The organism is Cupriavidus sp. DL-D2, assembly GCF_039710735.1.
Lineage (GTDB): Bacteria > Pseudomonadota > Gammaproteobacteria > Burkholderiales > Burkholderiaceae > Cupriavidus.
Genome location: NZ_JBDKXK010000040.1, coordinates 1 through 21,879 on the forward strand (window position 1 = coordinate 1; position 21,879 = coordinate 21,879).

General features: G+C 64.1%; 21 protein-coding genes. All 21 read right to left on the bottom strand.

Annotation, left to right across the window (positions count from 1 at the left end; genetic code table 11):
* Positions 1–128: 128 nt before the first annotated feature.
* Positions 129–1,049 carry an MBL fold metallo-hydrolase gene (locus tag ABDB81_RS20270; RefSeq protein ID WP_346813197.1) on the bottom strand — a complete coding sequence of 307 codons (921 nt, stop codon included), beginning with the start codon at positions 1,047–1,049 and terminating at the stop codon, positions 129–131.
* Positions 1,046–1,300 (bottom strand): DUF1289 domain-containing protein, encoded by a 255-nt coding sequence (locus ABDB81_RS20275; RefSeq protein ID WP_137923582.1) that lies wholly within the window; start codon positions 1,298–1,300, stop codon positions 1,046–1,048. Before ABDB81_RS20275 ends, ABDB81_RS20270 begins: the two co-directional genes overlap by 4 nt.
* On the bottom strand, positions 1,297–1,806 hold the full coding sequence (locus ABDB81_RS20280) for a YbaK/EbsC family protein (protein ID WP_137923583.1): 510 nt from the start codon (positions 1,804–1,806) through the stop codon (positions 1,297–1,299). Before ABDB81_RS20280 ends, ABDB81_RS20275 begins: the two co-directional genes overlap by 4 nt.
* A gap of 14 nt (positions 1,807–1,820) precedes the next feature.
* Positions 1,821–2,750 (bottom strand): hydroxymethylglutaryl-CoA lyase, encoded by a 930-nt coding sequence (locus tag ABDB81_RS20285; RefSeq protein ID WP_160471203.1) that lies wholly within the window; start codon positions 2,748–2,750, stop codon positions 1,821–1,823.
* Between the two features lie 49 nt (positions 2,751–2,799).
* On the bottom strand, positions 2,800–3,741 hold the full coding sequence (locus ABDB81_RS20290) for a glyoxylate/hydroxypyruvate reductase A (protein WP_346813203.1): 942 nt from the start codon (positions 3,739–3,741) through the stop codon (positions 2,800–2,802).
* Between the two features lie 276 nt (positions 3,742–4,017).
* Complete coding sequence (locus ABDB81_RS20295; protein WP_137923586.1) at positions 4,018–6,060, bottom strand: acetyl/propionyl/methylcrotonyl-CoA carboxylase subunit alpha; 2,043 nt, start codon at positions 6,058–6,060, stop codon at positions 4,018–4,020.
* Between the two features lie 63 nt (positions 6,061–6,123).
* Positions 6,124–7,164 carry a biotin synthase BioB gene (gene bioB, locus ABDB81_RS20300; protein ID WP_160471197.1) on the bottom strand — a complete coding sequence of 347 codons (1,041 nt, stop codon included), beginning with the start codon at positions 7,162–7,164 and terminating at the stop codon, positions 6,124–6,126.
* 33 nt (positions 7,165–7,197) lie between these two features.
* On the bottom strand, positions 7,198–7,956 hold the full coding sequence (gene bioD, locus ABDB81_RS20305) for a dethiobiotin synthase (protein ID WP_160471195.1): 759 nt from the start codon (positions 7,954–7,956) through the stop codon (positions 7,198–7,200).
* Complete coding sequence (gene bioF, locus ABDB81_RS20310; RefSeq protein WP_346813207.1) at positions 7,953–9,188, bottom strand: 8-amino-7-oxononanoate synthase; 1,236 nt, start codon at positions 9,186–9,188, stop codon at positions 7,953–7,955. Before bioF ends, bioD begins: the two co-directional genes overlap by 4 nt.
* Positions 9,178–10,575, bottom strand: a complete 1,398-nt coding sequence (bioA, locus tag ABDB81_RS20315) for an adenosylmethionine--8-amino-7-oxononanoate transaminase (protein ID WP_346813208.1) — start codon at positions 10,573–10,575, stop codon at positions 9,178–9,180. Before bioA ends, bioF begins: the two co-directional genes overlap by 11 nt.
* Before the next feature lie 408 nt (positions 10,576–10,983).
* The gene (locus ABDB81_RS20320; RefSeq protein ID WP_346813209.1) at positions 10,984–11,769 is read right to left on the bottom strand and encodes an enoyl-CoA hydratase/isomerase family protein; all 786 of its coding nucleotides are present in this window, start codon (positions 11,767–11,769) and stop codon (positions 10,984–10,986) included.
* A gap of 23 nt (positions 11,770–11,792) precedes the next feature.
* Positions 11,793–12,659: a CocE/NonD family hydrolase gene (locus tag ABDB81_RS20325; RefSeq protein ID WP_346813273.1), complete on the bottom strand. Its 867-nt coding sequence runs from the start codon at positions 12,657–12,659 to the stop codon at positions 11,793–11,795.
* Between the two features lie 90 nt (positions 12,660–12,749).
* Complete coding sequence (locus tag ABDB81_RS20330; RefSeq protein WP_346813212.1) at positions 12,750–14,357, bottom strand: carboxyl transferase domain-containing protein; 1,608 nt, start codon at positions 14,355–14,357, stop codon at positions 12,750–12,752.
* A 65-nt stretch (positions 14,358–14,422) separates the two neighbouring features.
* Entirely contained in the window at positions 14,423–14,848 is a 426-nt protein-coding gene (locus tag ABDB81_RS20335) for a YchJ family metal-binding protein (protein ID WP_160471189.1), read from the bottom strand.
* Positions 14,845–15,525 (bottom strand): HAD family phosphatase, encoded by a 681-nt coding sequence (locus ABDB81_RS20340; RefSeq protein ID WP_346813214.1) that lies wholly within the window; start codon positions 15,523–15,525, stop codon positions 14,845–14,847. The genes ABDB81_RS20335 and ABDB81_RS20340 overlap by 4 nt, the downstream gene beginning before the upstream one ends.
* Entirely contained in the window at positions 15,522–16,181 is a 660-nt protein-coding gene (locus ABDB81_RS20345; protein ID WP_346813217.1) for a 2-hydroxychromene-2-carboxylate isomerase, read from the bottom strand. The genes ABDB81_RS20340 and ABDB81_RS20345 overlap by 4 nt, the downstream gene beginning before the upstream one ends.
* A 93-nt stretch (positions 16,182–16,274) precedes the next feature.
* Positions 16,275–17,405: an acyl-CoA dehydrogenase family protein gene (locus tag ABDB81_RS20350; protein ID WP_160471183.1), complete on the bottom strand. Its 1,131-nt coding sequence runs from the start codon at positions 17,403–17,405 to the stop codon at positions 16,275–16,277.
* A gap of 36 nt (positions 17,406–17,441) precedes the next feature.
* Positions 17,442–18,122, bottom strand: coding sequence for an SDR family oxidoreductase (locus tag ABDB81_RS20355; RefSeq protein ID WP_346813219.1), 681 nt, complete (start codon positions 18,120–18,122; stop codon positions 17,442–17,444).
* A gap of 43 nt (positions 18,123–18,165) precedes the next feature.
* Complete coding sequence (locus ABDB81_RS20360; RefSeq protein WP_137923599.1) at positions 18,166–19,347, bottom strand: acetyl-CoA C-acetyltransferase; 1,182 nt, start codon at positions 19,345–19,347, stop codon at positions 18,166–18,168.
* A gap of 39 nt (positions 19,348–19,386) precedes the next feature.
* The gene (gene can / locus ABDB81_RS20365) at positions 19,387–20,058 is read right to left on the bottom strand and encodes a carbonate dehydratase (protein ID WP_137923600.1); all 672 of its coding nucleotides are present in this window, start codon (positions 20,056–20,058) and stop codon (positions 19,387–19,389) included.
* Entirely contained in the window at positions 20,055–21,866 is a 1,812-nt protein-coding gene (gene aceK / locus ABDB81_RS20370) for a bifunctional isocitrate dehydrogenase kinase/phosphatase (RefSeq protein WP_346813222.1), read from the bottom strand. The genes can and aceK overlap by 4 nt, the downstream gene beginning before the upstream one ends.
* Between the last annotated feature and the right edge of the window lie 13 nt (positions 21,867–21,879).

Below are 21,879 nucleotides of genomic sequence, written 5' to 3' on the forward strand. Positions count from 1 at the left end.
GCGGTTCTGCTTGCCGATGGTGGCTGCTTGCACCGCTTGCCCTCACCCCCAGCCCCTCTCCCACTTCATGGGAGAGGGGAGCAAAACCAAGAGAAGGGAAACGCATAACCAAGGGATAGCGGTTTCAATCAATCCCGATTGGCGATCTGATTCCCATCCTTCATTAACGCCCCCACCCTCTCAAGCGCCTTCATCGCCTGATCGAAGACCGCTTCCATCGACTGCGCCGCCACATAACGCGATCGCACCCGCTGCATCAGCGGCGTCCCGGCAAACCACGCAAACAGGTCTTCTCGCGAAATCGTCTGCGCTTCGAGCAGCTTGAATTTCACGAGCACGCGGATCGCATGCGTCGCGTTGCGCAGTGGATCGCTGCGCAGATACTCCAGCCGGCTGCGCGCACGAGTCACCGCCTGCGCCACATCATCGAATACCCGACCATGGCCGGGGATCACGATGCGGGCGTCGAGCGTATCGATGCAGTCGAGGATCGCTGCCTGTTCGGCAAAGCCGCTCTCGCCGTCCAACTCCGGGAAGATCACGCCGAAGCCGTTTTCCCACAACGCATCGCCGGAGATCAGGATGCGCGATTGCGGCGCGAACAGCATCACGGCGTGGGGATCGTGCCCCGGTGCGGCGATAACCTGCCAGTCGATGCCACCGAGACACAATGTATCCCCGTCGCGCAGCACATCATCGAACGTGAAGCGCGTGCACTGCTGCCCCGTAGCGACAAAGCTCAATGCATCGTCGTCCCATATCGATACCGCTGGCGCTTCCGCAGCCGGGATCGACGTCACCGGTTGCCAGCGCGCCTGCAGCGCCGCGTTGCCGCCGCAATGATCGGAATGGAGATGGGTGTTGATGACACGGCGCAGTGGTCGTCCATCGAGCGCGTTTTCCACCAACGCCACGGTCTGCGCGGCGTGTGTCACGTACCCCGTATCGACGAGGGTCGTGTCCTGCGTGGCATCGTCGATGAACAGCACGTTGTTCGCCGACAGCCAGCCGCGCTCGAACACGCGCAAGGTGTCGGGCAGCGCGATCATGCTTCGCTGCCTGCCTCGCACAACTGCGTCACGCGCGACGGCAGCAGCGCCCAGATGCGGCGGCGCTCCACGTCATCGGCTTTGGACCAGCCCGCAATTTCCTCGATGGTACGCAGGCAGCCTTCGCAATAGCCGCTCGTGCGATCCATCTTGCAGATGCTGCGGCATGGCGATGGCACGGGCGAGACGATATGCGCCGCCGCCGCGCCGCGCACCAGTTCCGACAGCAACCTGCGCCGTGCGGGTGTCATTGCGGCGCCTGTGCCACGTCCACCACCGGCGCGCCGGTCATGGCTTGCAACTGCTGGGGCGTGAGATTGAACACCGCGTGCGGATGTCCCGCCGCAGCCCAAACGCTCTGGTACTGGAACAGGTCCGCGTCGAGCAGCATCACGGGCGCCACCGCATGGCCGATCGGGCAGACACCGCCAATGGCATAGCCCGTCTTCTCGCGCACGAACTTCGCATCGGCCTTGCCCAGCGGACCTACGCGCGCAGCCACCTTGGCTTCATCCACGCGATTGCTGCCGCTGGCGATCACCAGCACCGGCACATCGTCCTTCACGCGACGGAAGATGATCGACTTCGCAATCTCGGCCACGCTGCAGCCGAGTCCGGCCGCGGCTTCGGCAGAGGTCTTGCCGGTGGCCGGCAGCATCACGACGGGACGGTCATGGCCGATGCCGGCGAGCAGATCGGCCACGCGCTGCGCGGATTCGGGCAGTGCGGGGGAGGGTGCGGGGGATGTCTGGCTCATGTCTTGTCTATCGTTCAAACGCAGGTAGCAGGCGCAGCAGCCGCCCACTTGGTCAGCAGCGCCTTGCCCACGCGCGAGCTGTTGGGGCGGCCAATGGACTGCGAGATAAAGTCGCCGGTGCGCACCACGGCTTCGAGATCGATGCCGGTGTGCAGGCCCATGCCGTGCAGCATGTACAGCACGTCTTCGGTGGCCACATTGCCCGTCGCACCCTTCGCGTACGGACATCCGCCAAGACCCGCCACCGATGCGTGGAAGATGGCGATGCCAACTTCCAGACTTGCCAGGATGTTCGACAGTGCCTGCCCGTACGTATCGTGGAAATGGCCCGACAGACGATCCATGGCGAATTCCGCCGACACCGCGCGCATCACCTCCTGCACCTTGGTCGGCGTGCCTACACCGATGGTGTCGGCGATATCGATCTCGTCGCAACCGAGTTCGCGCATGCGGCGCACCACATCGACCACGGCACTGACCGGCACGTCGCCCTGATACGGGCAGCCGAGCGAACAGGAGATACTGCCGCGCAGCCGCATGCCCGCTTCCTTCGCCGCCGCAGCCACGGGCTCGAAGCGCGCGATCGATTCGGCAATCGAGCAGTTGATGTTCTTCTGCGAAAACGCTTCGCTGGCCGCGCCGAAGATCACCACCTCATCGGCCCCGGCAGCCACCGCGCCTTCGAAGCCCTTCATGTTTGGCGTGAGCACCGAATACAGTGTGCCGGGCCGTCGCGCGATGCGTGCCATGACCTCGGCGCCATCGGCCATCTGCGGCACCCACTTCGGCGAGACGAACGATGCGGCTTCGATGTTGACGAAGCCGGCATCGGTCAATTGATTGATCAGCGCGACCTTGACGTCGGCGGGCACCATCGCCTTCTCGTTCTGCAGGCCATCGCGCGGCCCCACTTCGACGATCTTCACGTATTGGGGGATAGTCATCGTTATCTCCTCGTGCGCGGCATGGTGGCCGCGCCTTCGATCAGGGCTTTCAGTAGCCGCGCTGCAGGTCCACGACACCAGCGATTGGCTCGCCTTCGGACAGCAGCCGGATCTTGTCCGCAATCTGCGCGATGCTGTCTTCGCGCAGCGTCAGCGCGGAGATATGTGGCGTGATCGTGATGCGCGGTTCCTGCCAGAACGGATGCTCCGCCGGCAGCGGTTCGGTGCGGAACACGTCCAGCGTGGCGCCCGCGATCTGGCCATCCTGTACCGCCGCCAGCAGGTCTTCCTCCACCACATGCGGACCACGTGCCACGTTGATCACGTAGGCGCCCCGGGCCAGCTTGTACAGCAGATCCGTGCCGATGATGTCCTCGGTCTCGGGCGTCAGCGGCAGTACGTTGACGAGCACCTTGAGGCCATCGAGAAACGTCTTCTGTCCGTCATCGCCATGGAACGACTGCACGCCTTCCACGGCTTTTTCCGAACGGCTCCAGCCGCGCACGGGGAAGCCGAAGCTGGCGAGCGTACGCGCGATATGCGAGCCAAGCGTGCCGATGCCCATCACGCCAATCGTAAAATCGGCACGACGATGCGGCTTCAGGAATTTCCAGTTGCCAGCCTTGTGCTGTGCATCATAGGCATCGAGCTTGCGGAAGTAGCGCAGCACGGCAGCGGTCACGTACTCGCTCATCTGTGCAGCCATGCCGGCATCGTCGAGACGCACGATGGGCACGCCTGCAGGCAGCGCATCGGGATGCGTATCGCGCAGGCGCAGAATGCCATCGACGCCCGCGCCCAGGTTGAACACGCCCTTGAGGTCCGTTCTGCCGCGCAGCATTTCCAGCGGCGGACGCCACACCACGGCGTAGTCCACGGACTGCCCCTGGCTCTCCTCCCAGGTCAGGCATTGCGCTTCCGGCAACACCTCGGCAAATCCTTCGATCCACGGCGCGTAGCGTCCATCAGGCACGTACAACTGCAACTTCATCTCGACTCCATTGTTGTGTGGGGCTATCCGGCGATTATGCGCTTGTCTTCTGGTTGTTGGCGGGCGGTGGGCGGTTAGCGCACGACAACGCGTGGCTCGCCAAGTGCCCTCGCCCGTTGTTATGCGCTCCCCTCTCCCGCGTAAGTGGGAGAGGGGTGGGGGTGAGGGTGTGCGGTGCAAATGGCGACTTGTTGGTGATTGCACCGCGGGGCCTCACCCCCGGCCCCTCTCCCGCAAGGCGGGAGAGGGGAGCTAAAACAAGACGGGAGAGAGCGATCAGGCGCCAGCCGCTTCCTCAACCGCAAACGCCAGCAACTGCGCGCCTTCCGCAACCTGCTCGCCCACGCCGTACAGCACCTCGCTTACCACCCCGTCCGTCGGCGCCGCGATGGTGTGTTCCATCTTCATGGCTTCCATCACCAGCAGCGGGGTGCCGCGCGTCACCTTGCTGCCGGGCTGCACCATCACGGCGATGACCTTGCCGGGCATCGGCGCGGTCAGCTTGCCGCCCTCGCCTTCTGCCTCGCCGGCATGCAGCAGCGGATCGAGCCAGCCGAGTACAGTATGGCGGCCATCATGGAACACATGGAAGGTATCGCCTTCGCGATGCACCTGCCCGTGCGTGCGGCGCGTGCCAAGGTCAACACGGATGTCGTCGGCCTTGAACGTGTACGCGAACGGAGCAGCCTGATCTGCGTAAATCAGCGTGCTCTTGCGCGTATCGCGCACATCGCCCTTGAGCACGACCTCCAGCTTGTGTCCCGCGGCTTCGAAATACAGCGTGCGCGTATCGCGGCCATTGAGGCGCCAGTTGCCGGCGTGCGTCCACGGCGAATGCCGATCGGCCTCGTCGATGCGCCGCTCTTTCGACTCGCGCTCCAGCAACGCGGCCACAGCCAGCGCAATCGATTCGATGCCTGCCGATTTTTGCGGCGGGAACAGCGTGGCCTGATTGCGTTCGATGAGACCCGTATCGAGATCGGCCGTGCGGAAGGCGTCGGACTTGATCAGTCGCTGCAGGAACGCCACGTTCGTCGACAACCCCACCACGTGATAGTGCGCCAGCGCCTGGCTCATGCGATGCAGTGCTTCATCGCGATCGCGGCCCCAGACGATCAGCTTGGCGATCATCGGATCATAGAACGGGCTGATGGTGTCGCCCTCGCGCACACCGGCATCGATACGCACGCCCGCCGGGCCATGCGCATCGCCGCCGCGCATGAACTGCACCGCAGGCGGCGTGCGCATGAAGCGCAGCGTGCCGGTGGATGGCAGGAAACCCTTCTCCGGATTCTCGGCGTAGATGCGCGCTTCCAGCGCGTGGCCGTCGATGCGCAATTGCTCCTGCGTGAGCGGCAATGCTTCACCGCATGCCACGCGCAGTTGCCACTCCACAAGGTCCTGCCCCGTGATCATTTCGGTGACCGGATGCTCCACCTGCAGGCGCGTGTTCATCTCCATGAAGTAGAACGAACCGTCCTGATTGGCGATGAACTCGACCGTGCCCGCGCCCACATAACCCACGGCGCGCGCCGCGGCTACGGCTGCCTCACCCATTGCGCGGCGACGCTCTTCAGTCATGCCCGGCGCAGGCGCTTCTTCCAATACTTTCTGATGGCGACGCTGCACCGAGCAGTCGCGCTCGAACAGGTAGACGCAGTTGCCGAGCGTATCGGCAAACACCTGGATCTCGATATGGCGCGGACGCGTCAGGTATTTTTCGACGAGCACCTTGTCGTCGCCGAAGCTGGCCAGCGCCTCGCGCTTGACCGATGCCAGCGCAGCCTCGAAGCCCTCGCCCGCATCCACCACGCGCATGCCCTTGCCACCGCCACCGGCGCTGGCCTTGAGCAGCACCGGATAGCCGATGCCGTCGGCCTCGCGCCGCAGCAGCGCGGCGTCCTGATCTTCGCCGTGATAGCCAGGCACCAGCGGCACTGCAGCTTTTTCCATCAACTGCTTGGCCGCGCTCTTGCTGCCCATCGCGTGGATGGCTTCGGCAGGCGGGCCGATGAAGACGAGACCCGCTTCCGCGCAGGCGCGTGCGAAATCCTCGTTCTCCGAAAGAAAGCCGTAGCCCGGGTGGATGGCCTGGGCGCCGGTCTCCTTCGCCATCTCGATGATGTGGTCCGCGCGCAGATAGCTGTCGCGCGCGGCCGGGCCGCCGATATGCACGGCCTCGTCGCAAAACGCGACATGCCGTGCGTCGGCGTCTGCGTCCGAATACACGGCCACCGTGCGAATGCCAAGGCGGCGGCACGTGGCCGCTACCCGGCAGGCAATCTCGCCACGGTTGGCGATCAGGATCTTGTTGAACATGGCTCCTCCCTTGTTGTCTCCGGTCGGCGAGCCAGCGTCCTCAGATCGGCAAACCCTCTCCTGTTATCCCGCGTAACCTTCCGCGCGGATGTCCAGGCGTGCCAGCAGTGCGCGGTCGCGATCTGCCTGCGGGTTGCCGGTCGTCAGCAGCCTTTCGCCGTAGAAAATGGAATTGGCGCCGGCCATGAAGCACAGCGCCTGCAATGCTTCGTCCATGGCCTCGCGGCCAGCGGACAGGCGCACCATTGCGCGCGGCATCGTGATGCGTGCCACCGCAATCGTGCGTACGAACTCGAACGGGTCCAGCGCTTCGGTGCCCGCCAGCGGCGTGCCCTCGACCTGCACCAGGTTGTTGATGGGCACCGACTCCGGATACGGGTCCATGTTCGCCAGTTGCGCGATCAGGCCCGCCCGCGCCGCGCGCGATTCGCCCATGCCCACGATGCCACCGCAGCACACGTTGATGCCTGCCTCGCGCACATGGCCGATCGTGTCGAGACGATCCTGATACGTGCGCGTGGTGATGATCTTGCCGTAGAACTCCGGCGAGGTATCGAGGTTGTGGTTGTAGTAGTCGAGGCCCGCATCCTTCAGGCGCTGTGCCTGTTCGGCCTTCAGCATGCCCAGCGTGACGCAGGTCTCCAGGCCCATGGCCTTCACCTCGCGCACCATGTCGATCACGGGCTCCAGGTGACGCTCCTTCGGGCTGCGCCATGCGGCACCCATGCAGAAGCGCGTGGCACCGTTAGCCTTGGCGGCGCGCGCGGCGTCGAGCACGGCGTCCAGTTCCATCAGCTTCTCGGCCTTCACATCGGTATCGTGGTGCGCGCTCTGCGGGCAGTAGCCGCAATCCTCTTCGCAGCCGCCGGTCTTGATCGACAGCAGCGTGGACAGTTGCACGGTGTTGGCGTCGAAGTTCTCGCGATGCACTTGCTGCGCGCGGAACAACAGGTCGTTGAACGGCAGCGCAAACAGCGCGGCCACATCGTCCACGCGCCACGCATCGGTGTCCTTCGACGCAGCGGCAGCGATGTTGCGTGCCGACTGGCGCAGGGCATCGGCGGAGATGGAAGCGACGGTTTGTTCTTGAGCGATTTGAGTCATGATCGGTATTTCGTATTCTGTTCGTGGGGCGCGTCAGATCTGACGCTGCGCGGATGTGGTGGCGAATGCGGCGGCTTGCGGGCCGTCCAGCAATGGCCTGAGATCGAGATGCTGCGCGGCGACGGCCGGGGCCACCTGCCAGGGCAGTTCGCCAAGCAGCGGCGCGTCCAGCGCATCCTGCAGCGTGACGATGTTCTCGGTGGGTAGCAGCATGTCCGGATCGATGCGGTTGGCGATCCATCCCGCCAGCCGCAGGCCGCGCGAACGGATCGCCTCGGCGGTCAGCATCGCGTGGCTCAGGCAGCCCAGGCGCACGCCCACCACCATGATCACGGGCAGGTCCAGCATCACGGCCAGATCGGCCGTGTTCCAGCGCGCCGCGCCCACATCGAGCGGCACGATAAAGCCGCCAACACCTTCCACTACCACTGCTTCGGCCTGACGACGCAAGCCATCGAATGCCAGGCGGATCGGACCGCGCGTGATGCGTTCCCCTTCGAGCGCGGCAGCCAGGTGCGGCGACGCTGGCGTGCGGAAGAAGAACGGGCACATCTCGTCCTGCGGCACGATCACCGAACCCGCTGCGCGCAACTGGTCCACATCGTCGTTCTGCCACACATCGTCGAGCCACTCGCCACCTGCCGCGATAGGCTTCATGCCGACGGTGCTATAGCCCACGCCATGCAGCGCATGCAGCAACGTGGCCGTAGCGTGTGTCTTCCCCACGCCGGTATCGGTGCCGGTCACAAAACAGGCAAAGCGCTCGGGCCGGTTCTCAATGATTCGGCTCATGCGGCCTCCCTGTGTGGCGCGGATGTGGCATGCGCCGGCACCAGGTGTGCGATCGCATCGACCAGGCGCGCCACATCCTGTTCCGTATGCGAGGCCGACAACGTGATGCGTAGCCGCGCCGTTCCTGCCGGCACCGTCGGCGGACGAATCGCACCGACCCGGAGCCCTTCCGCTTCCAGCGCGGCGGACAGCGCCAGCGCGGCGGCGTTGTCACCGACGATCAACGGCTGGATGGCAGTCTCGCTTTCGCCCAGTGTCCATCCCGCTTGCGCGGCCAGTTCACCCAGACCGTTGCGCAATTGCGCGATCAGATCGGCCAGATGCGCGCGACGGCACTCGCCTTCCTCGCCCGCGATGATGTCGAGGCTGGTCAGCAACGCGTGCGCCACGGCAGGCGGCGCAGCCGTGGTGTAGATGTACGGACGCGCCGTGTTGACCAGATGCTCGATGATCGTCGCGTGCGCGGCCACGAACGCACCGGCCACGCCAGCGGCCTTGCCGAGCGTGCCGATGTAGATCAGCCGCTCCGAGCGCAGGTTCAGATGTTCGAACACGCCCCGGCCATGCGCGCCGAGCACGCCAAAACCGTGCGCATCGTCGACGATGATCCACGCGTCATGCTGTTCGGCCAGCGCCAGCAGTTCGGTGAGCGGTGCGATATCACCATCCATGCTGAACACGCTGTCGGTGACGATCAGCTTGAGCTTGCTCGCGCTGTTCCGCAGCAATGCATCGAGCGCGGCGGTGTCGTCATGCGGATAGCGTTGCACGTCGGCCTTCGCCAGCCGCGCGCCATCGATCAGCGATGCATGGTTCAGCGTCTCGCAGAACAGCGTGGCGCCTGCGGTGCCGAGCGACGTCAGCACGGCCAGGTTCGCCATGTATCCGGTGCAGAAGTACAGCGCCTGCGCCTGCGGGATATGTGGTGCCAGCCAGCGCGCGAGTTCGTGTTCGAGCTGCGCATGGGCCAGCGAATGACCGCTGACCAGATGCGAGGCGCCACTGCCCGCGCCATAGCGATGCGCGCCTTCGGCCAGTGCATGCGCGATGGAAGGATGATTCGCGAGGCCGAGGTAATCGTTGCTGCAGAACGTCAGCAGCGGCTGCGGTTCGGCATCGATGGCACCCACCGACTGATGCGGCGCGCAGGCGGTGTGCGCAATGCGGCGGCGGCGCGTCAGCGCCTGCGCCTCGCGCTCGGCGGCGGCCTGTTGCAGGAGATCAAGCAGCATGGCGAGTCTCCTGTTTTTGCGGACCAAGCACGGATTGCAGCGTCGCCAGCAGTTGTTCGCCGAGCCAGTTCGCCAGCGCGGCGTCGAAGACGTACGGCGGCATCACGTACAGCGTGTTGCCGATCGGACGCGCCAGCACGCCATGTGCACGTGCGGCGATGTGGAAGCGCGCGGCAAAGTCCGCACCGGCTGCATCGGCATCGACATCCGCCGCCCAGATCAGTCCACGCTGGCGTACGCTGCTGACGCGCGCATCGGCGGCAATACCGGCCATCGCATCGGCCAACCACTGTGCGCGGTCGCGGTTGTGTGCGAGCACATTGTCCTGCTCGAACAGGTCGAGCGTGGCGAGCGCGGCGCGGCACGCCAGCGGATTGCCCGTGTACGAGTGCGAATGCAGGAAGCTGCGTGCGATGTCATCGGCCACAAATGCACGCTGGATTTCCGGGCGCGACAGCACGAGCGACAGCGGCAGGTAGCCACCGGTAATGCCTTTCGACAGGCACAGGAAATCGGGCCATGCATGCGCGGGCACGGGCTCGCCATCGCGCGCCTGCTCCCACGCGAAGAAGGTGCCGGTGCGGCCGCAGCCTACCGCGATTTCATCGGCGATCAGGTGGATGCGATAGCGGTCGCACAGTGCACGTGCACCATCCAGATACGACGGGTCGTACATCGCCATGCCCGCCGCGCCCTGCACCAGCGGCTCGACGATCAACGCGGCGATCTGGCCCGCGCGCTCGCGCAGCAGGGTTTCCAGTTCGGCCAGCGCGCGTGCGGCCACATCGGCGGCGGTTTCGTCGCCCGCGGCCTGACGCGCATCGGGCGACATCACCACATGGGCGCGTCGCGTCAGCGGATCGTAGGCATCGCGGAAGATTTCCACGTCGGTGACGGCCAGTGCGCCGACCGTCTCGCCGTGATAGCCATGGCGCAGGCACACGAACTCTCGCTTGGTGGCGAGGCCGGTGTTGCGCCAGTAGTGGAAGCTCATCTTCAGCGCGATCTCGACTGCCGATGCGCCGTCCGAGGCATAGAACGCATTGCCGAGTGCATGGCCGGTGAGCGCGGACAACCGTTCGGCCAGTTCCACCGCCGGCGCATGCGTGCAGCCGGCCAGCATCACATGTTCAAGCGTTTGCAGTTGTGCGGTCAGCGCCGCGTTGATGCGCGGATTGGCATGGCCGAACAGATTGACCCACCAGGAACTGATGGCGTCGAAATAACGATGGCCGTCGGTATCGACCAGCCACGGGCCGTCACCACTGGCGATAGCCAGCGGCGGCTCATTGCTGGCCGCATCGGGCCGCAGGCGCGTACACGGATGCCACACGGCACGCTGACTGCGTGCGGCAAGCGTCTGTGTCTGGGGGACAGGATGTGTCAATGGACCCTCCTTGGAATAACCATGAGCCACGCCACCGGCAGTACGTGCCGGGCAGTCGCGGTCTGGGAAAGGCTCATGGTAGGGAGGGGCATTGGGGGTTGGCAAATATCGCGCGGCGCGTCGTTTATCAGTGGTTTAGGAGAGGAAGCGCGAAGTTGGTGGCGTTCGTGGTTTGCATGTCACTTGGGTGTGGCGTTTGGACGCTAACTTTCGGCATTTATTTGTTGTGCTGTCCCTTGCTCGCTGCTGGTTTGCTCCCCTCTCCCGCGAAGTGGGAGAGGGGCGGGGGAGAGGGCCAGCGGTTCTAAATGCGATATGTCAGCAAGCAGAGCCTCTTGCCCTCTCCCCCAACCCCTCTCCCGCCTTGCGGGAGAGGGAGCAAAAAACCGAGGGGAGATCAATACACACTCAAACCTTCCAGCTCGCCGCCCGTTTCTCCAGAAACGACCGCACCCCTTCCCGTCCTTCGTCCGATGCACGAATCGATGCAATGCGATTCGCCGTATCCGCCAGCAAATCCCCATCGATCTCGCGCCCGGACACTTCCTGCACCAGCCGCTTGCTTTCGCGCACCGCGTTCGGGCTATTGCCGATCAGCGTGGCGGCGATCTCGGCGACTTTCTCGTCCAGCGCCTGCGACGATGCCACCGCGTGAACAAAGCCGAGCCGCAGCGCTTCCGCTGCATCGAAACGTTCCGCCGTGATGAAGTAACGGCGCGATGCCTGTTCGCCCATCGCGCGAATCACGTATGGGCTGATCGTCGCAGGCAACAGGCCGAGTTTCGCTTCGGACAGACAGAAGTGCGCCGACTCCGCCGCCACTGCAATATCGCAGGCGGCCACCAGGCCCATGCCCCCGGCATAGGTGTCGCCCTGCACGCGTGCAATCACGGGCTTGGGGCAGGACCAGATCGTGTGCAGCATCTGCGCCAGCGTGAGTGCGTCGGCGCGGTTCTCGTCGTCCGAGTAACCGGCCATCTTCTTCATCCAGTTCAGGTCGGCGCCCGCACAGAACGCCGGACCATTGCCGGTCAGCACAATGGCGCGCACCTCGGGCGTATCGCCCAGCGCGCGGAAGGCGCCGGTCAGTTCGGCGATGACCGTTTCATTGAACGCGTTGCGCACATCGGGACGGTTCAGCGTGACCGTGGCGAGGTGGCGTTCGGCCGTGACCGTCAGCGTCGTGAATTGCATGTCTCTCTCCGTGTTCGGAATCGTTATGAAGCCTGCTCGACCGTGCCCGTCGTGGCGGAACTCTCGCGCTCGGGCAGGTCGTCGAACGGCAGTCCCAGTTGGCGGAAGAACGCGCCTACCTCGGGCAGCCACAGCGCCAGCCCCTTGCGGCTGCTGAACAGCTTGTGCGAATCGGTTTCAAACTCGCCGACATCGATAAAGCGCGCATCTGCCGCGCGGCCCGTCGCGTAGGACTTGTAGTTGTTGAACATGCGCTCCGGTAGCGGCCACGGCCAGAAGCTGTCGTTGTCGCCATAGATCCAGAGCGAGGGATAGCGCGCCGTGCGGCCATAGTCACCAAAGGCATCGATCAGGCCGTTCTCCCAGCCCGGGCACTTGTCGTTGCGCAGGCCGCCCGCAAAATTCACCACGCCGAGCACACCCGGATAGCCGATGGCCGACAGCGCCATGGTCGACAACCCGCCATACGATTGGCCGACCACGACAATGCGCAGCGGGTCCACGTAGGGGCGCTGCACGAGGTAGTCGAGCGCCGCCACCACATCCTCGGCCTGCTTTATGCCATTGGCATGGAAGTCGCACCCGCCGCCCACATAGACGCCGCCCGATTTCGAGAAGCCCTGGCGCATCGGCAACGCTACCGCGTAACCGCGCCGCAGGAACTCGGCGGTCTGCGCCTCGAAGCGCGCGCGGCCTTGAAACGCGGGCTTGCCCGGCGACTTGCCGTGATTGATCACCACCAGCGGGAACGGTCCCATCCCGGCCGGGCGGAAGATCGTCGTCTCCAGGTTGATCGTCTTGTCCTGCCCCGTCTTCGGCACCATCACCACCTGCTCCACCACATGCGGCGGCAACGTGGATTGCGCGATGCTCACACCGCACCACGCCATGCCCGCCGCAGCGGCCAGCAGGAGCGTGAAAGCGCGGACGGAGGCAACAGCTCGGGACATGACAACAACCAACCTTCAGGAGAAAACGCACTACATGCGGAAGACGCCGAACTTCATCTCGCCGATCGGCGCGTTGAGGCTGGCGGACAAACCAAGGCCGAGTACGGTGCGCGTCTGCGCGGGATCGATGACGCCATCGTCCCAGAGCCGCGCGCTCGCAAAATACGGATGGCCCTGGTGTTCATACTGCTCGCGGATCGGGGACTTGAACGCTTCCTCTTCGTCAGCGCTCCACTTGCCGCCCTTGGCCTCGATACCATCGCGGCGCACCGTCGCGAGCACACTCGCGGCCTGCTCGCCACCCATCACCGAAATCCGCGCGTTCGGCCACATCCACAGGAAACGCGGCGAATACGCGCGGCCACACATGCCGTAATTGCCCGCGCCGAACGAGCCGCCGATGATGACCGTGAACTTCGGCACCTGCGCCGTGGCCACTGCCGTGACCATCTTCGCGCCATTGCGCGCGATGCCTTCGTTCTCGTACTTGCGGCCCACCATGAAGCCCGTGATGTTCTGCAGGAACACCAGCGGAATCTTGCGCTGACAGCACAGTTCGATGAAGTGCGCTCCCTTGAGGGCCGACTCCGAGAACAGGATGCCGTTGTTGGCAATGATGCCCACCGGGTAGCCCCAGATCCGCGCGAAGCCGCAGACCAGCGTGGTGCCGTAGCGCGCCTTGAACTCGTCGAACTCGGAGCCATCGACGATGCGCGCGATGACTTCGCGCACGTCATACGGCTTGCGCGTATCGGTAGGAATCACACCGTACAGTTCCTCCACCGGATACAGCGGCTCCTGCGGTTCGTGCAATCGGATCTGGTCGGGCTTGCGACGGTTCAGGTGCTGCACGATATTGCGCGCGAGCGAGAGCGCGTGATGATCGTTCTGCGCGAAGTAGTCGGCCACGCCTGACAGCCGCGTATGCACGTCCGCGCCGCCGAGATCTTCCGCGCTGACTTCTTCACCGGTAGCCGCCTTCACCAGCGGCGGACCGCCCAAAAAGATCGTGCCCTGGTTCTTGATGATGATCGACTCGTCGCTCATCGCGGGTACATACGCACCGCCCGCCGTGCACGAACCCATCACCACGGCGATCTGCGGAATGCCCTGCGCGGACAGGTTCGCCTGGTTGAAGAAGATGCGGCCAAAGTGATCGCGATCGGGAAACACATCGTCCTGATTGGGCAGGTTCGCACCGCCCGAATCCACGAGGTAGATGCACGGCAGGTTGTTCTGCTCGGCGATCTCCTGCGCGCGGATATGTTTCTTGACCGTCATCGGGTAATACGTGCCACCCTTCACCGTGGCGTCGTTGCAGACGATCACGCACTCCTGCCCGGCCACGCGACCAATACCGGTGATGATGCCCGCGCCGGGCGCGGCATTGTCGTACATGTCGTACGCGGCCAGTTGCGACAGTTCGAGGAACGGCGTGCCCGGATCGAGCAGTTGCTGCACGCGGTCACGCGGCAGCAGCTTGCCGCGCCCGAGGTGCTTGTTGCGCGCGTCCTCGCCGCCGCCTTCGGCCAGCTTGGCGATCTTCTGGCGCAGGTCCGCCACCAGCGCCTGCATCGATTCGGCATTCGCCTTGAACGATTCGGCGCGTGCGTTCAGTTTGGTTTCCAGCGTGGGCATGTCTCTTCCTGTGGATGCTTTTTACGTTGCCTGCTTTTGCCGGGTACTACCTGTACTGCCTTGCTTCAATCCTGCTCTTTCAGCTCGCCGTCGATATAGAGCCAGCGCGCCGGAGTATTCGGCTCGCGCGGCTCGAAGACGAAGCGGCTCAGTTCCTCCATGCGATGCGCGCGCCCGCCCACCTTGTAGCGCGCCACAAACGCCACCGTGGCGTGCGTGTCGTCCTGCTGCACGTGCGATTTCACGGTGAGTCCGAGCCAGCGCGTGCCGTTGTCGAACGACAGGTCCTCGGGGCATGTCGAACCATGCCAGGTCTGCCGCAGCCATCCTGCATCGCCCAGCACATAGGCGCTGTAGCGCGAGCGCATCAGCGCCTCGGCGGTGGCTGGCACGGCCTCGCCACGATGAAACCGTCCGCAGCAACTGGCGTAAGGCCCATTGCCGCAGGGGCACGCTGCGGCTGCTGCATCGGCGGCGCGCTTTTTCGTCATCCGATCAGCTCCGGCAGATCGCGCATATCCGTAAAGATCGTCTTCGCACCCGCCGCGCGCAGTTCATCGGCCGAGTTCAGCGCCGCGTAACCGAACACGGTCATACCGGCCGCGACACCCGCCGTGGTGCCCGTGGGGCTGTCCTCGATCACCGCGCAGCGCGACGGGTCCACGCCCATCGTGCGCGCCGCCAACAAGTACACATCCGGCGCGGGCTTGGTGTGTTCCACCTCGGTCGACGAAAAGATGTGTTCGCGCTCGTCATCGACGAACAGGTCGATCAGTCCCGTATGGTTCAGTTGCAGCTTCACCTTGATGCGGTCCGCGCCCGACGCCACGCAAACCGGCAGCCCGCTTGCCTTGATCCCCTCGATGGCCTGCCGGATATACGGCACCGCCTCGAGTTCTGCCTGGAGCGTGGCGTTGCGGCGCACGAACCAGTCCGACAGAAAGTTCTCGGGCAACGGGCGGCCGAGACGGGCCTCGATGTTGCCGAGTTCGTCCTTGACGGCGCGCCCAAGGAACCATCGCTTCGAGTCTTCGAGCGAGATCTCGATGCCCAGTTCGTTGAGCACGCGATTCAGCAGGCGATGGACGATGGGCTCGCTGTCGACGAGCACGCCGTCGCAGTCGAAGATCACACAATCAAAACGGGCGGACTGGTTTGCTACGGTCATGCGGGTTTCTTTTCCTTCGTCATGTCATTGCCGCCAACGGCGCGGAGTTCGGTAGGCCGTTGGCCTTTCAAATGGGCTTCCACCTGCTGGAAGCGGTCAAAGCCCCAGAACGGTTCGCCGTCGATGATGACGAAAGGCGAGCCGAACACGCCCTTGGCCATCGCTACGTCGATCTCCGACTTGAGCTGGTCCTTGATCTGGTAGCTCGTGGCGCCTTCGTTCATGGCCACGGCATCGATGCCGAGCGCCTCGGCCAGTTTTGCCAGTTCCGCAGGCTCGGCGATATTGATGTCATCGACAAACAGCGCGCGGTACACGGCCTTGGCGAAAGCCGTAGCCACGTCGCCACCGCGATGGTTCTGCAGCCACAGCACGGCACGCGCGGCGTGCTGCGTCGGCAGCGGGAAATGCGTGGGGCGCTTGTATTCGATGTTGTGGAACGCAGCGGTGCGCTCGAAATCGCGCCAGCAGTACTCGCCCTTGAGCGGAATCGACGGCAGCGGCGACGACCCCGTGGTCTTGAACACCACACCCAGCAAGATGGGATGCCACAGCACGCCACGCCCATACTTCTGCGCGATCTCGTCGATGCGTGTGCTCGCGAAATAGCCGTAGGGCGAGGAGAAATCGAAATAGAAATCGATGGGGCTGGTCATCGCAAGGTGGCTCCGGTGAGGATGCGTTTCAGGGGCGTTTCAACTACGTTTCAGGTACGTCTCAACGTTGCAGCTTATCCAAACTTCTACGAGCTATCCAAGCGCGCGGGCGATCAAAATCTTCTGGATATCGCTGGTGCCTTCGTAGATCTGGCACACGCGCACATCACGATAGATCCGCTCCACCGGGAAATCGTTCACATAACCATACCCGCCGAACACCTGGATGGCATCCGAGCACACGCGCTCGGCCATCTCGCTGGCGAACAGTTTTGCCATCGCGGCTTCCTTCAGGCAGGGCCGGCCGGCATCCTTCAATGATGCCGCGTGCCACACCATCTGGCGCGCCACCTCGATCTGCGTCGCCATGTCCGACAGCCGGAACTGCACGGCCTGATGCTGGAACAGCGGCTGGCCGAAGCTCTCGCGTTCCTTCGCATACGCCAGCGCGGCGTCGAACGCGGCGCGCGCCATGCCGATGCTTTGCGAAGCAATGCCGATGCGTCCGCCTTCCAGACCGGACAGCGCCATCTTGTAGCCTGCGCCTTCCTCGCCCAGCAGGCAATCCGCCGGCACGCGGCAATCCTCGAATACGATCTGCGCGGTATCCGAGGAATGCTGGCCGAGCTTGTCTTCCAGACGCGCGACGATGTAGCCCGGCGTCGAAGTCGGCACCAGGAAGGCGCTGATGCCGCGCTTGCCTGCAGCCTTGTCGGTCACCGCCATGACGATCGCCACATCGGCATGCTTGCCGCTGGTGATGAACTGCTTCACGCCGTTGAGCACGTAGTGATCGCCATCGCGCGTGGCCGTGGTGCGCAGCGCCGATGCATCGGAACCCACGTGCGGCTCGGTCAGGCAGAACGCGCCAAGCATCTCGCCGCGCGCCAGCGGCACGAGCCACTTCTGCTTCTGTGCATCGTTGGCAAACGCCATCAGCATGCTGCACACCGGGCAGTTGTTGACGCTGATGACCGTCGATGTGCCGCCATCACCCGCTGCGATCTCTTCGAGGATCAGCGCCAGCGACAGATAGTCGAGCCCCGCGCCGCCCAGTTCCTCGGGTACGGCCACGCCATAGGCACCGAGCCGCGCGAGTTCGCGATGCACGTCCTTGGGGAACGTCTTGTCGCGGTCCCACTGCGCGGCCTGCGGCGCGATCACGTCCTGCGCAAACTGGCGCACGGCGTCGCGGATCATTTCCTGTTCGGGGGTCAGCAGCATGTACGTTGTCTCGCGTGATGCGGCACGGGCGCACCCTTACCAGGGGATCGGCGTGCCGTCGTAGTTGTGGAAACTGCCGTTATCGGTCTGCGTCAGGCCAGCCAGCGTGCGACGAATGCCGGCCACGCTCTGCTGCGGCGTGAGGTCGGCCTGCGGTCCACCCATGTCGGTCTGCACCCAGCCCGGATGCAAGGCCACGCAGATGGCATGGCGCGCGTCTAGCGATACGGACTTGAGCACCGCGTTGACCGCTGCCTTGCTGATGCGGTACATCCACGCGCGGTTGCTCTCCATCCCGCCGATGCTGCCCATCTTCGATGACAGCACGGCCAGCACGCCGCCGCGCCCGTGATTGCCGGTCTCGACGAACGGCAGCAGCAACGGCAATGCCATCATCGGCCCCAGCACGTTGCTGTGCATCACCGCATCGAAATCCTGTTTCGGAATCGGCTGCGCGCCCTCGGTACGCGGCCCGATCACGCCGGCGTTATAGATCGCCACGTCGATCGTCTCGCCATCGAGCTTCCAGCCCAGGCCCGCTACCGCTGCGGCATCGGTCAGGTCCAGCTTGTGCGCCTCGGCGCCAAGCGCCTTGATCGCTTCGATACCTTCATCGCTGCGCGCGGCGGCGATGACGCGCCAGCCATCGGCGCGGTACTGACGGACAAACTCAAGGCCGAGGCCGCGCGAGGCACCGAGAACGAGAGCGGTGGGCATGGGAGAGATTCCTTTTTTGTTATTGGTTATCGATGAAGAACGGTCAGATGATTTCGATGCCGACCGCCGTGGCTTCGCCGCCGCCAATGCAGAGGCTGGCCACGCCGCGCTTGCCGCCGGTCTTGCGCAGCGCGCCGATCAGCGTGGTCATGATGCGCGCGCCCGATGCACCGATCGGATGACCCAGCGCACACGCGCCGCCGTGGATGTTGACCTTGTCGTGCGGAATCTTGAGATCGTGCATCGCAGCCATCGGCACCACGGCAAATGCCTCGTTGATTTCGAACAGGTCCACGCTGTCGCTGGTCCAGTCGAGCTTGCGATACAGCTTGGCGATGGCATCGACGGGCGCGGTCGTGAACCAGCCCGGTGCCTGCGCGTGCGAGGTATGGCCGAGCATGCGCGCCAGCGGCTGCAGGCCCAGCGATGTTGCGGTGGATTCGCGCATCATCACCAGCGCGGCGGCACCGTCATTGATCGACGACGACGATGCCGCAGTGATCGTGCCGTCCTTCGCAAACGCGGCTTTCAGCGACGGGATCTTGTCGACCTTGATGCGGCGCGGACCTTCATCGGTGTCGATCACGGTATCGCCACCCTTGCCCGAGATCGTCATCGGCACGATCTCCCAGCGGAAGTCGCCCTGCTCCGTGGCACGCTGCGCACGTCGCACCGACTCCATCGCGAACGCATCCTGCTGCTCGCGCGTGAACTGATACTTGGCCGCGCATTCCTCGCCGAAGGTGCCCATCGCGCGACCCTTCTCGTATGCATCTTCCAGACCGTCCAGCATCATGTGGTCGTAGATCATGCCGTGGCCGATGCGATAGCCGCCGCGCCCCTTCGGGATCAGGTACGGCGCATTGGTCATGCTCTCCATGCCGCCCGCCACGGCGATATCGAACGAGCCAGCCAGCAGCCCGTCATACACGCTCATCGCCGCGCGCATGCCCGACCCGCACATCTTGTTGACCGTGGTACACGCCACACCGAGCGGCAGCCCCGCACCAAGCGCGGCCTGTCGTGCCGGCGCCTGACCCTGTCCTGCTGGCAGCACGCAGCCGAACACGACTTCCTGCACCTGATCCGGCTGAAGACCGGCCCGCTCCACTGCTGCACGAATCGCCGCCGCGCCAAGCTGCGGCGCCGTCAGGCTACTGAGTTCACTCTGAAACGCGCCCATCGGGGTGCGTGCCGCAGAAACGATGACTACGTGATCTTGCATGTCTGTCTCCTCGTGAAGCGGGGGGTTCTGATGACGGGTTCAGCGGATCGATGCCTGTGGCGGTTCGCCGTATTGCTGGAGTGCGGCAGCGGTCTGCGTCTGCAATTCGTCGTTGTTGCTGGCGGCCATGCCCAGATCGCGCAGCAGGCCGTCGGACACGCCATAGATCCAGCCGTGTACGGTCACTTCCTGACCGCTGGCCCATGCATCCTGCAGCACGGTGGTCTGGCAAACGTTGTTGACCTGTTCGATCACGTTCAGCTCGCACAGACGCGTATGCGCATCGTCTTCACGCAGCACGGTGCCGAGATAGGCGGAATGCTTGTCGGCCACATCGCGCACATGGCGCAACCAGTTGTCGGCCAGGCCCACGCGCTCGCGCTTGAGCGCCACCTTGACGCCACCGCAGCCATAGTGACCCACCACGGTGATGTGGCGCACCTTGAGCACTTGCACAGCAAACTGGATCACCGACAGCGCATTCAGGTCGCTGTGCGCGATCACGTTGGCGATGTTGCGATGGACGAAGACTTCGCCGGGGGCCAGGCCCAGGATCTGGTTGGCGGGCACGCGCGAATCGGAGCAGCCGATCCACAGGTACTCGGGCGCCTGCTGGTTGGCCAGGCGCGTGAAGAATTCGGGGTCTTCCGCGTTGACGCGGTCTACCCATTCGCGATTGTTGCGGAACAGCTGGGCGATGGCTTCACTCATGCTGCCCTCCTTGCGTCGTCGATTGTTGCGCCGCCGTAGCGGTGATGAAAACGGTCATGCTGTGAATAGGCAAAAAAGTCATGGACATGACCGGCCAGAAGCCGGTCTTTGTAGTGCTGCCACATGGCAGCGTCAAAGAAATCGGGATGATGCCGCAGGAACGCGGCGCGCACGCGCGGATCGCCAAGCAGGAACGTGCGGTAGGTCTCCGGAAAGACATCGTGCGGACCTACGGTGTACCACACGTCGCCTGACATTTCCTCCTCTTCGTTGCGCGGCTCGGGCACGCGGCGGAAATTGCAGTCGGTCAGGTACTCGATTTCGTCGTAGTCATAGAACACCACGCGGCCATGGCGCGTGACGCCGAAATTCTTGTAGAGCATGTCGCCCGGGAAGATGTTCGCGGCGATCAGTTCCTTGATGGCATCGCCATACTCACGGATGCCGTGATCCACCTGTTCGTCGCTGCCGTCCTTGAGCCAGATGTTCAGCGGCGTCATGCGACGCTCGATATAGACGTGCCGTACCACGATCTCGTCGGTGCCATCCTTCGCACGCTGATATTCGAGCATCGACGGTGCATGCTGTTCCAGTTCGCGCAACAGCGCGTCATCGAAGCGCGACAGCGGAAATGCCACGTTCGAATATTCAAGCGTATCGGCCATGCGGCCCACGCGGTCGTGCTGCTTCACGAGCTGGTACTTCGACTTCACCCCTTCGCGCGTGGTTTCCTTGGGCGCGGGGAACGTATCGCGGATCACCTTGAACACGTACGGGAACGAGGGCAGCGTGAACACCAGCATCACCAGACCCTTGATGCCGGGCGCGCTGATGAAGCGATCCGACGAGTGCTGCAGGTGATGCAGGAAATCGCGATAGAACAGGTTCTTGCCCTGCTTGTGCAAACCCAGGCTCGAATAGATCTCGGCGCGCGCCTTGCGCGGTAACAGGTCGCGCAGGAACGTGACGTAGGCCGACGGAATCTCCATATCGACCATGAAGTACGCATGCGCGAACGAGAACAGGATCAGCAGTTGCTCGGGCCGCAGCAGGACCGCGTCGAGCACCAGCTTGCCGGACGCGCCATGGATGACCGGGATCACCATCGGCCAGGTCTGGTCGCCGTTGACGATGCGTCCAATGATGAAGGCCGACTTATTGCGGAAGAACAGCGACGACAGCGTATGCACCTGGAAATTCGGCGCCACGGTGAACGCGCCGGCATGTTCGTCGATGGCCTTGAGCACGTAGCCCACATCGCGCCGCAGATCTTCGAATGGCAGGTCGAGCTGGAAGTTATGCACGACCCGTTCGAAGCAGGCCGCCATGCCCTCGCGGCTGCCCGGATAGTAGGCACGGTATGTGGGCCGCATCGGCGACTCTTCGTTCTCGATGTATTCCGTCGAGATGGCCGGGCGCACAAAGATGAAATCGTTGTTGAAGTACGAACGATGCAGGATGCGCGTGCAGACCGAGTTGAAAAACGTCTCGGCCAGTTCGGGCTGGTGGTGGTTGGTCAGCAGGCCGATGTAGTGCAGCTTGATCTGCTGCCAGATGGTGTCGTCGATATGCTCGGCGTCGTATTCGTCCTGCAGCAGCACCTCGCATTCGCGCACGCGTTCGTTGTAGAACGCGATACGGTCGCGCTGCAGTTGCTGCAGCCCGTGCCAGTCAGCCGCCTCGAAGCGCGTCTTCGCCTGAATGCTGACTTCGCGAAACAGCCGGTAATGCTTGTCGAACCCGTCCAGCATGGTCCGCGCCACATCGTAGGCAATCTGCGAGGAAAGCAGCTTGGGGAAGTGGGACATGGACGGGCGGTTC

Excerpts from the sequence above, each read along its gene's own strand:
- ABDB81_RS20350 (WP_160471183.1), bottom strand. The coding sequence starts at position 17,405 with ATGCTGCTGACCCCCGAACAGGAAATGATCCGCGACGCCGTGCGCCAG.
- ABDB81_RS20290 (WP_346813203.1), bottom strand. The coding sequence starts at position 3,741 with ATGAAGTTGCAGTTGTACGTGCCTGATGGACGCTACGCGCCGTGGATC.
- ABDB81_RS20345 (WP_346813217.1), bottom strand. The coding sequence starts at position 16,181 with ATGACCAGCCCCATCGATTTCTATTTCGATTTCTCCTCGCCCTACGGC.
- ABDB81_RS20325 (WP_346813273.1), bottom strand. The coding sequence starts at position 12,659 with ATGGCGTGGTGCGGTGTGAGCATCGCGCAATCCACGTTGCCGCCGCAT.
- ABDB81_RS20285 (WP_160471203.1), bottom strand. The coding sequence starts at position 2,750 with ATGACTATCCCCCAATACGTGAAGATCGTCGAAGTGGGGCCGCGCGAT.
- ABDB81_RS20330 (WP_346813212.1), bottom strand. The coding sequence starts at position 14,357 with ATGCCCACGCTGGAAACCAAACTGAACGCACGCGCCGAATCGTTCAAG.
- bioF (WP_346813207.1), bottom strand. The coding sequence starts at position 9,188 with ATGCTGCTTGATCTCCTGCAACAGGCCGCCGCCGAGCGCGAGGCGCAG.
- ABDB81_RS20270 (WP_346813197.1), bottom strand. The coding sequence starts at position 1,049 with ATGATCGCGCTGCCCGACACCTTGCGCGTGTTCGAGCGCGGCTGGCTG.
- ABDB81_RS20320 (WP_346813209.1), bottom strand. The coding sequence starts at position 11,769 with ATGCAATTCACGACGCTGACGGTCACGGCCGAACGCCACCTCGCCACG.
- bioB (WP_160471197.1), bottom strand. The coding sequence starts at position 7,164 with ATGACTCAAATCGCTCAAGAACAAACCGTCGCTTCCATCTCCGCCGAT.
- ABDB81_RS20275 (WP_137923582.1), bottom strand. The coding sequence starts at position 1,300 with ATGACACCCGCACGGCGCAGGTTGCTGTCGGAACTGGTGCGCGGCGCG.
- can (WP_137923600.1), bottom strand. The coding sequence starts at position 20,058 with ATGAGTGAAGCCATCGCCCAGCTGTTCCGCAACAATCGCGAATGGGTA.
- ABDB81_RS20355 (WP_346813219.1), bottom strand. The coding sequence starts at position 18,122 with ATGCCCACCGCTCTCGTTCTCGGTGCCTCGCGCGGCCTCGGCCTTGAG.
- ABDB81_RS20295 (WP_137923586.1), bottom strand. The coding sequence starts at position 6,060 with ATGTTCAACAAGATCCTGATCGCCAACCGTGGCGAGATTGCCTGCCGG.
- ABDB81_RS20335 (WP_160471189.1), bottom strand. The coding sequence starts at position 14,848 with ATGACGAAAAAGCGCGCCGCCGATGCAGCAGCCGCAGCGTGCCCCTGC.
- ABDB81_RS20280 (WP_137923583.1), bottom strand. The coding sequence starts at position 1,806 with ATGAGCCAGACATCCCCCGCACCCTCCCCCGCACTGCCCGAATCCGCG.
- ABDB81_RS20360 (WP_137923599.1), bottom strand. The coding sequence starts at position 19,347 with ATGCAAGATCACGTAGTCATCGTTTCTGCGGCACGCACCCCGATGGGC.
- bioD (WP_160471195.1), bottom strand. The coding sequence starts at position 7,956 with ATGAGCCGAATCATTGAGAACCGGCCCGAGCGCTTTGCCTGTTTTGTG.
- aceK (WP_346813222.1), bottom strand. The coding sequence starts at position 21,866 with ATGTCCCACTTCCCCAAGCTGCTTTCCTCGCAGATTGCCTACGATGTG.
- ABDB81_RS20340 (WP_346813214.1), bottom strand. The coding sequence starts at position 15,525 with ATGACCGTAGCAAACCAGTCCGCCCGTTTTGATTGTGTGATCTTCGAC.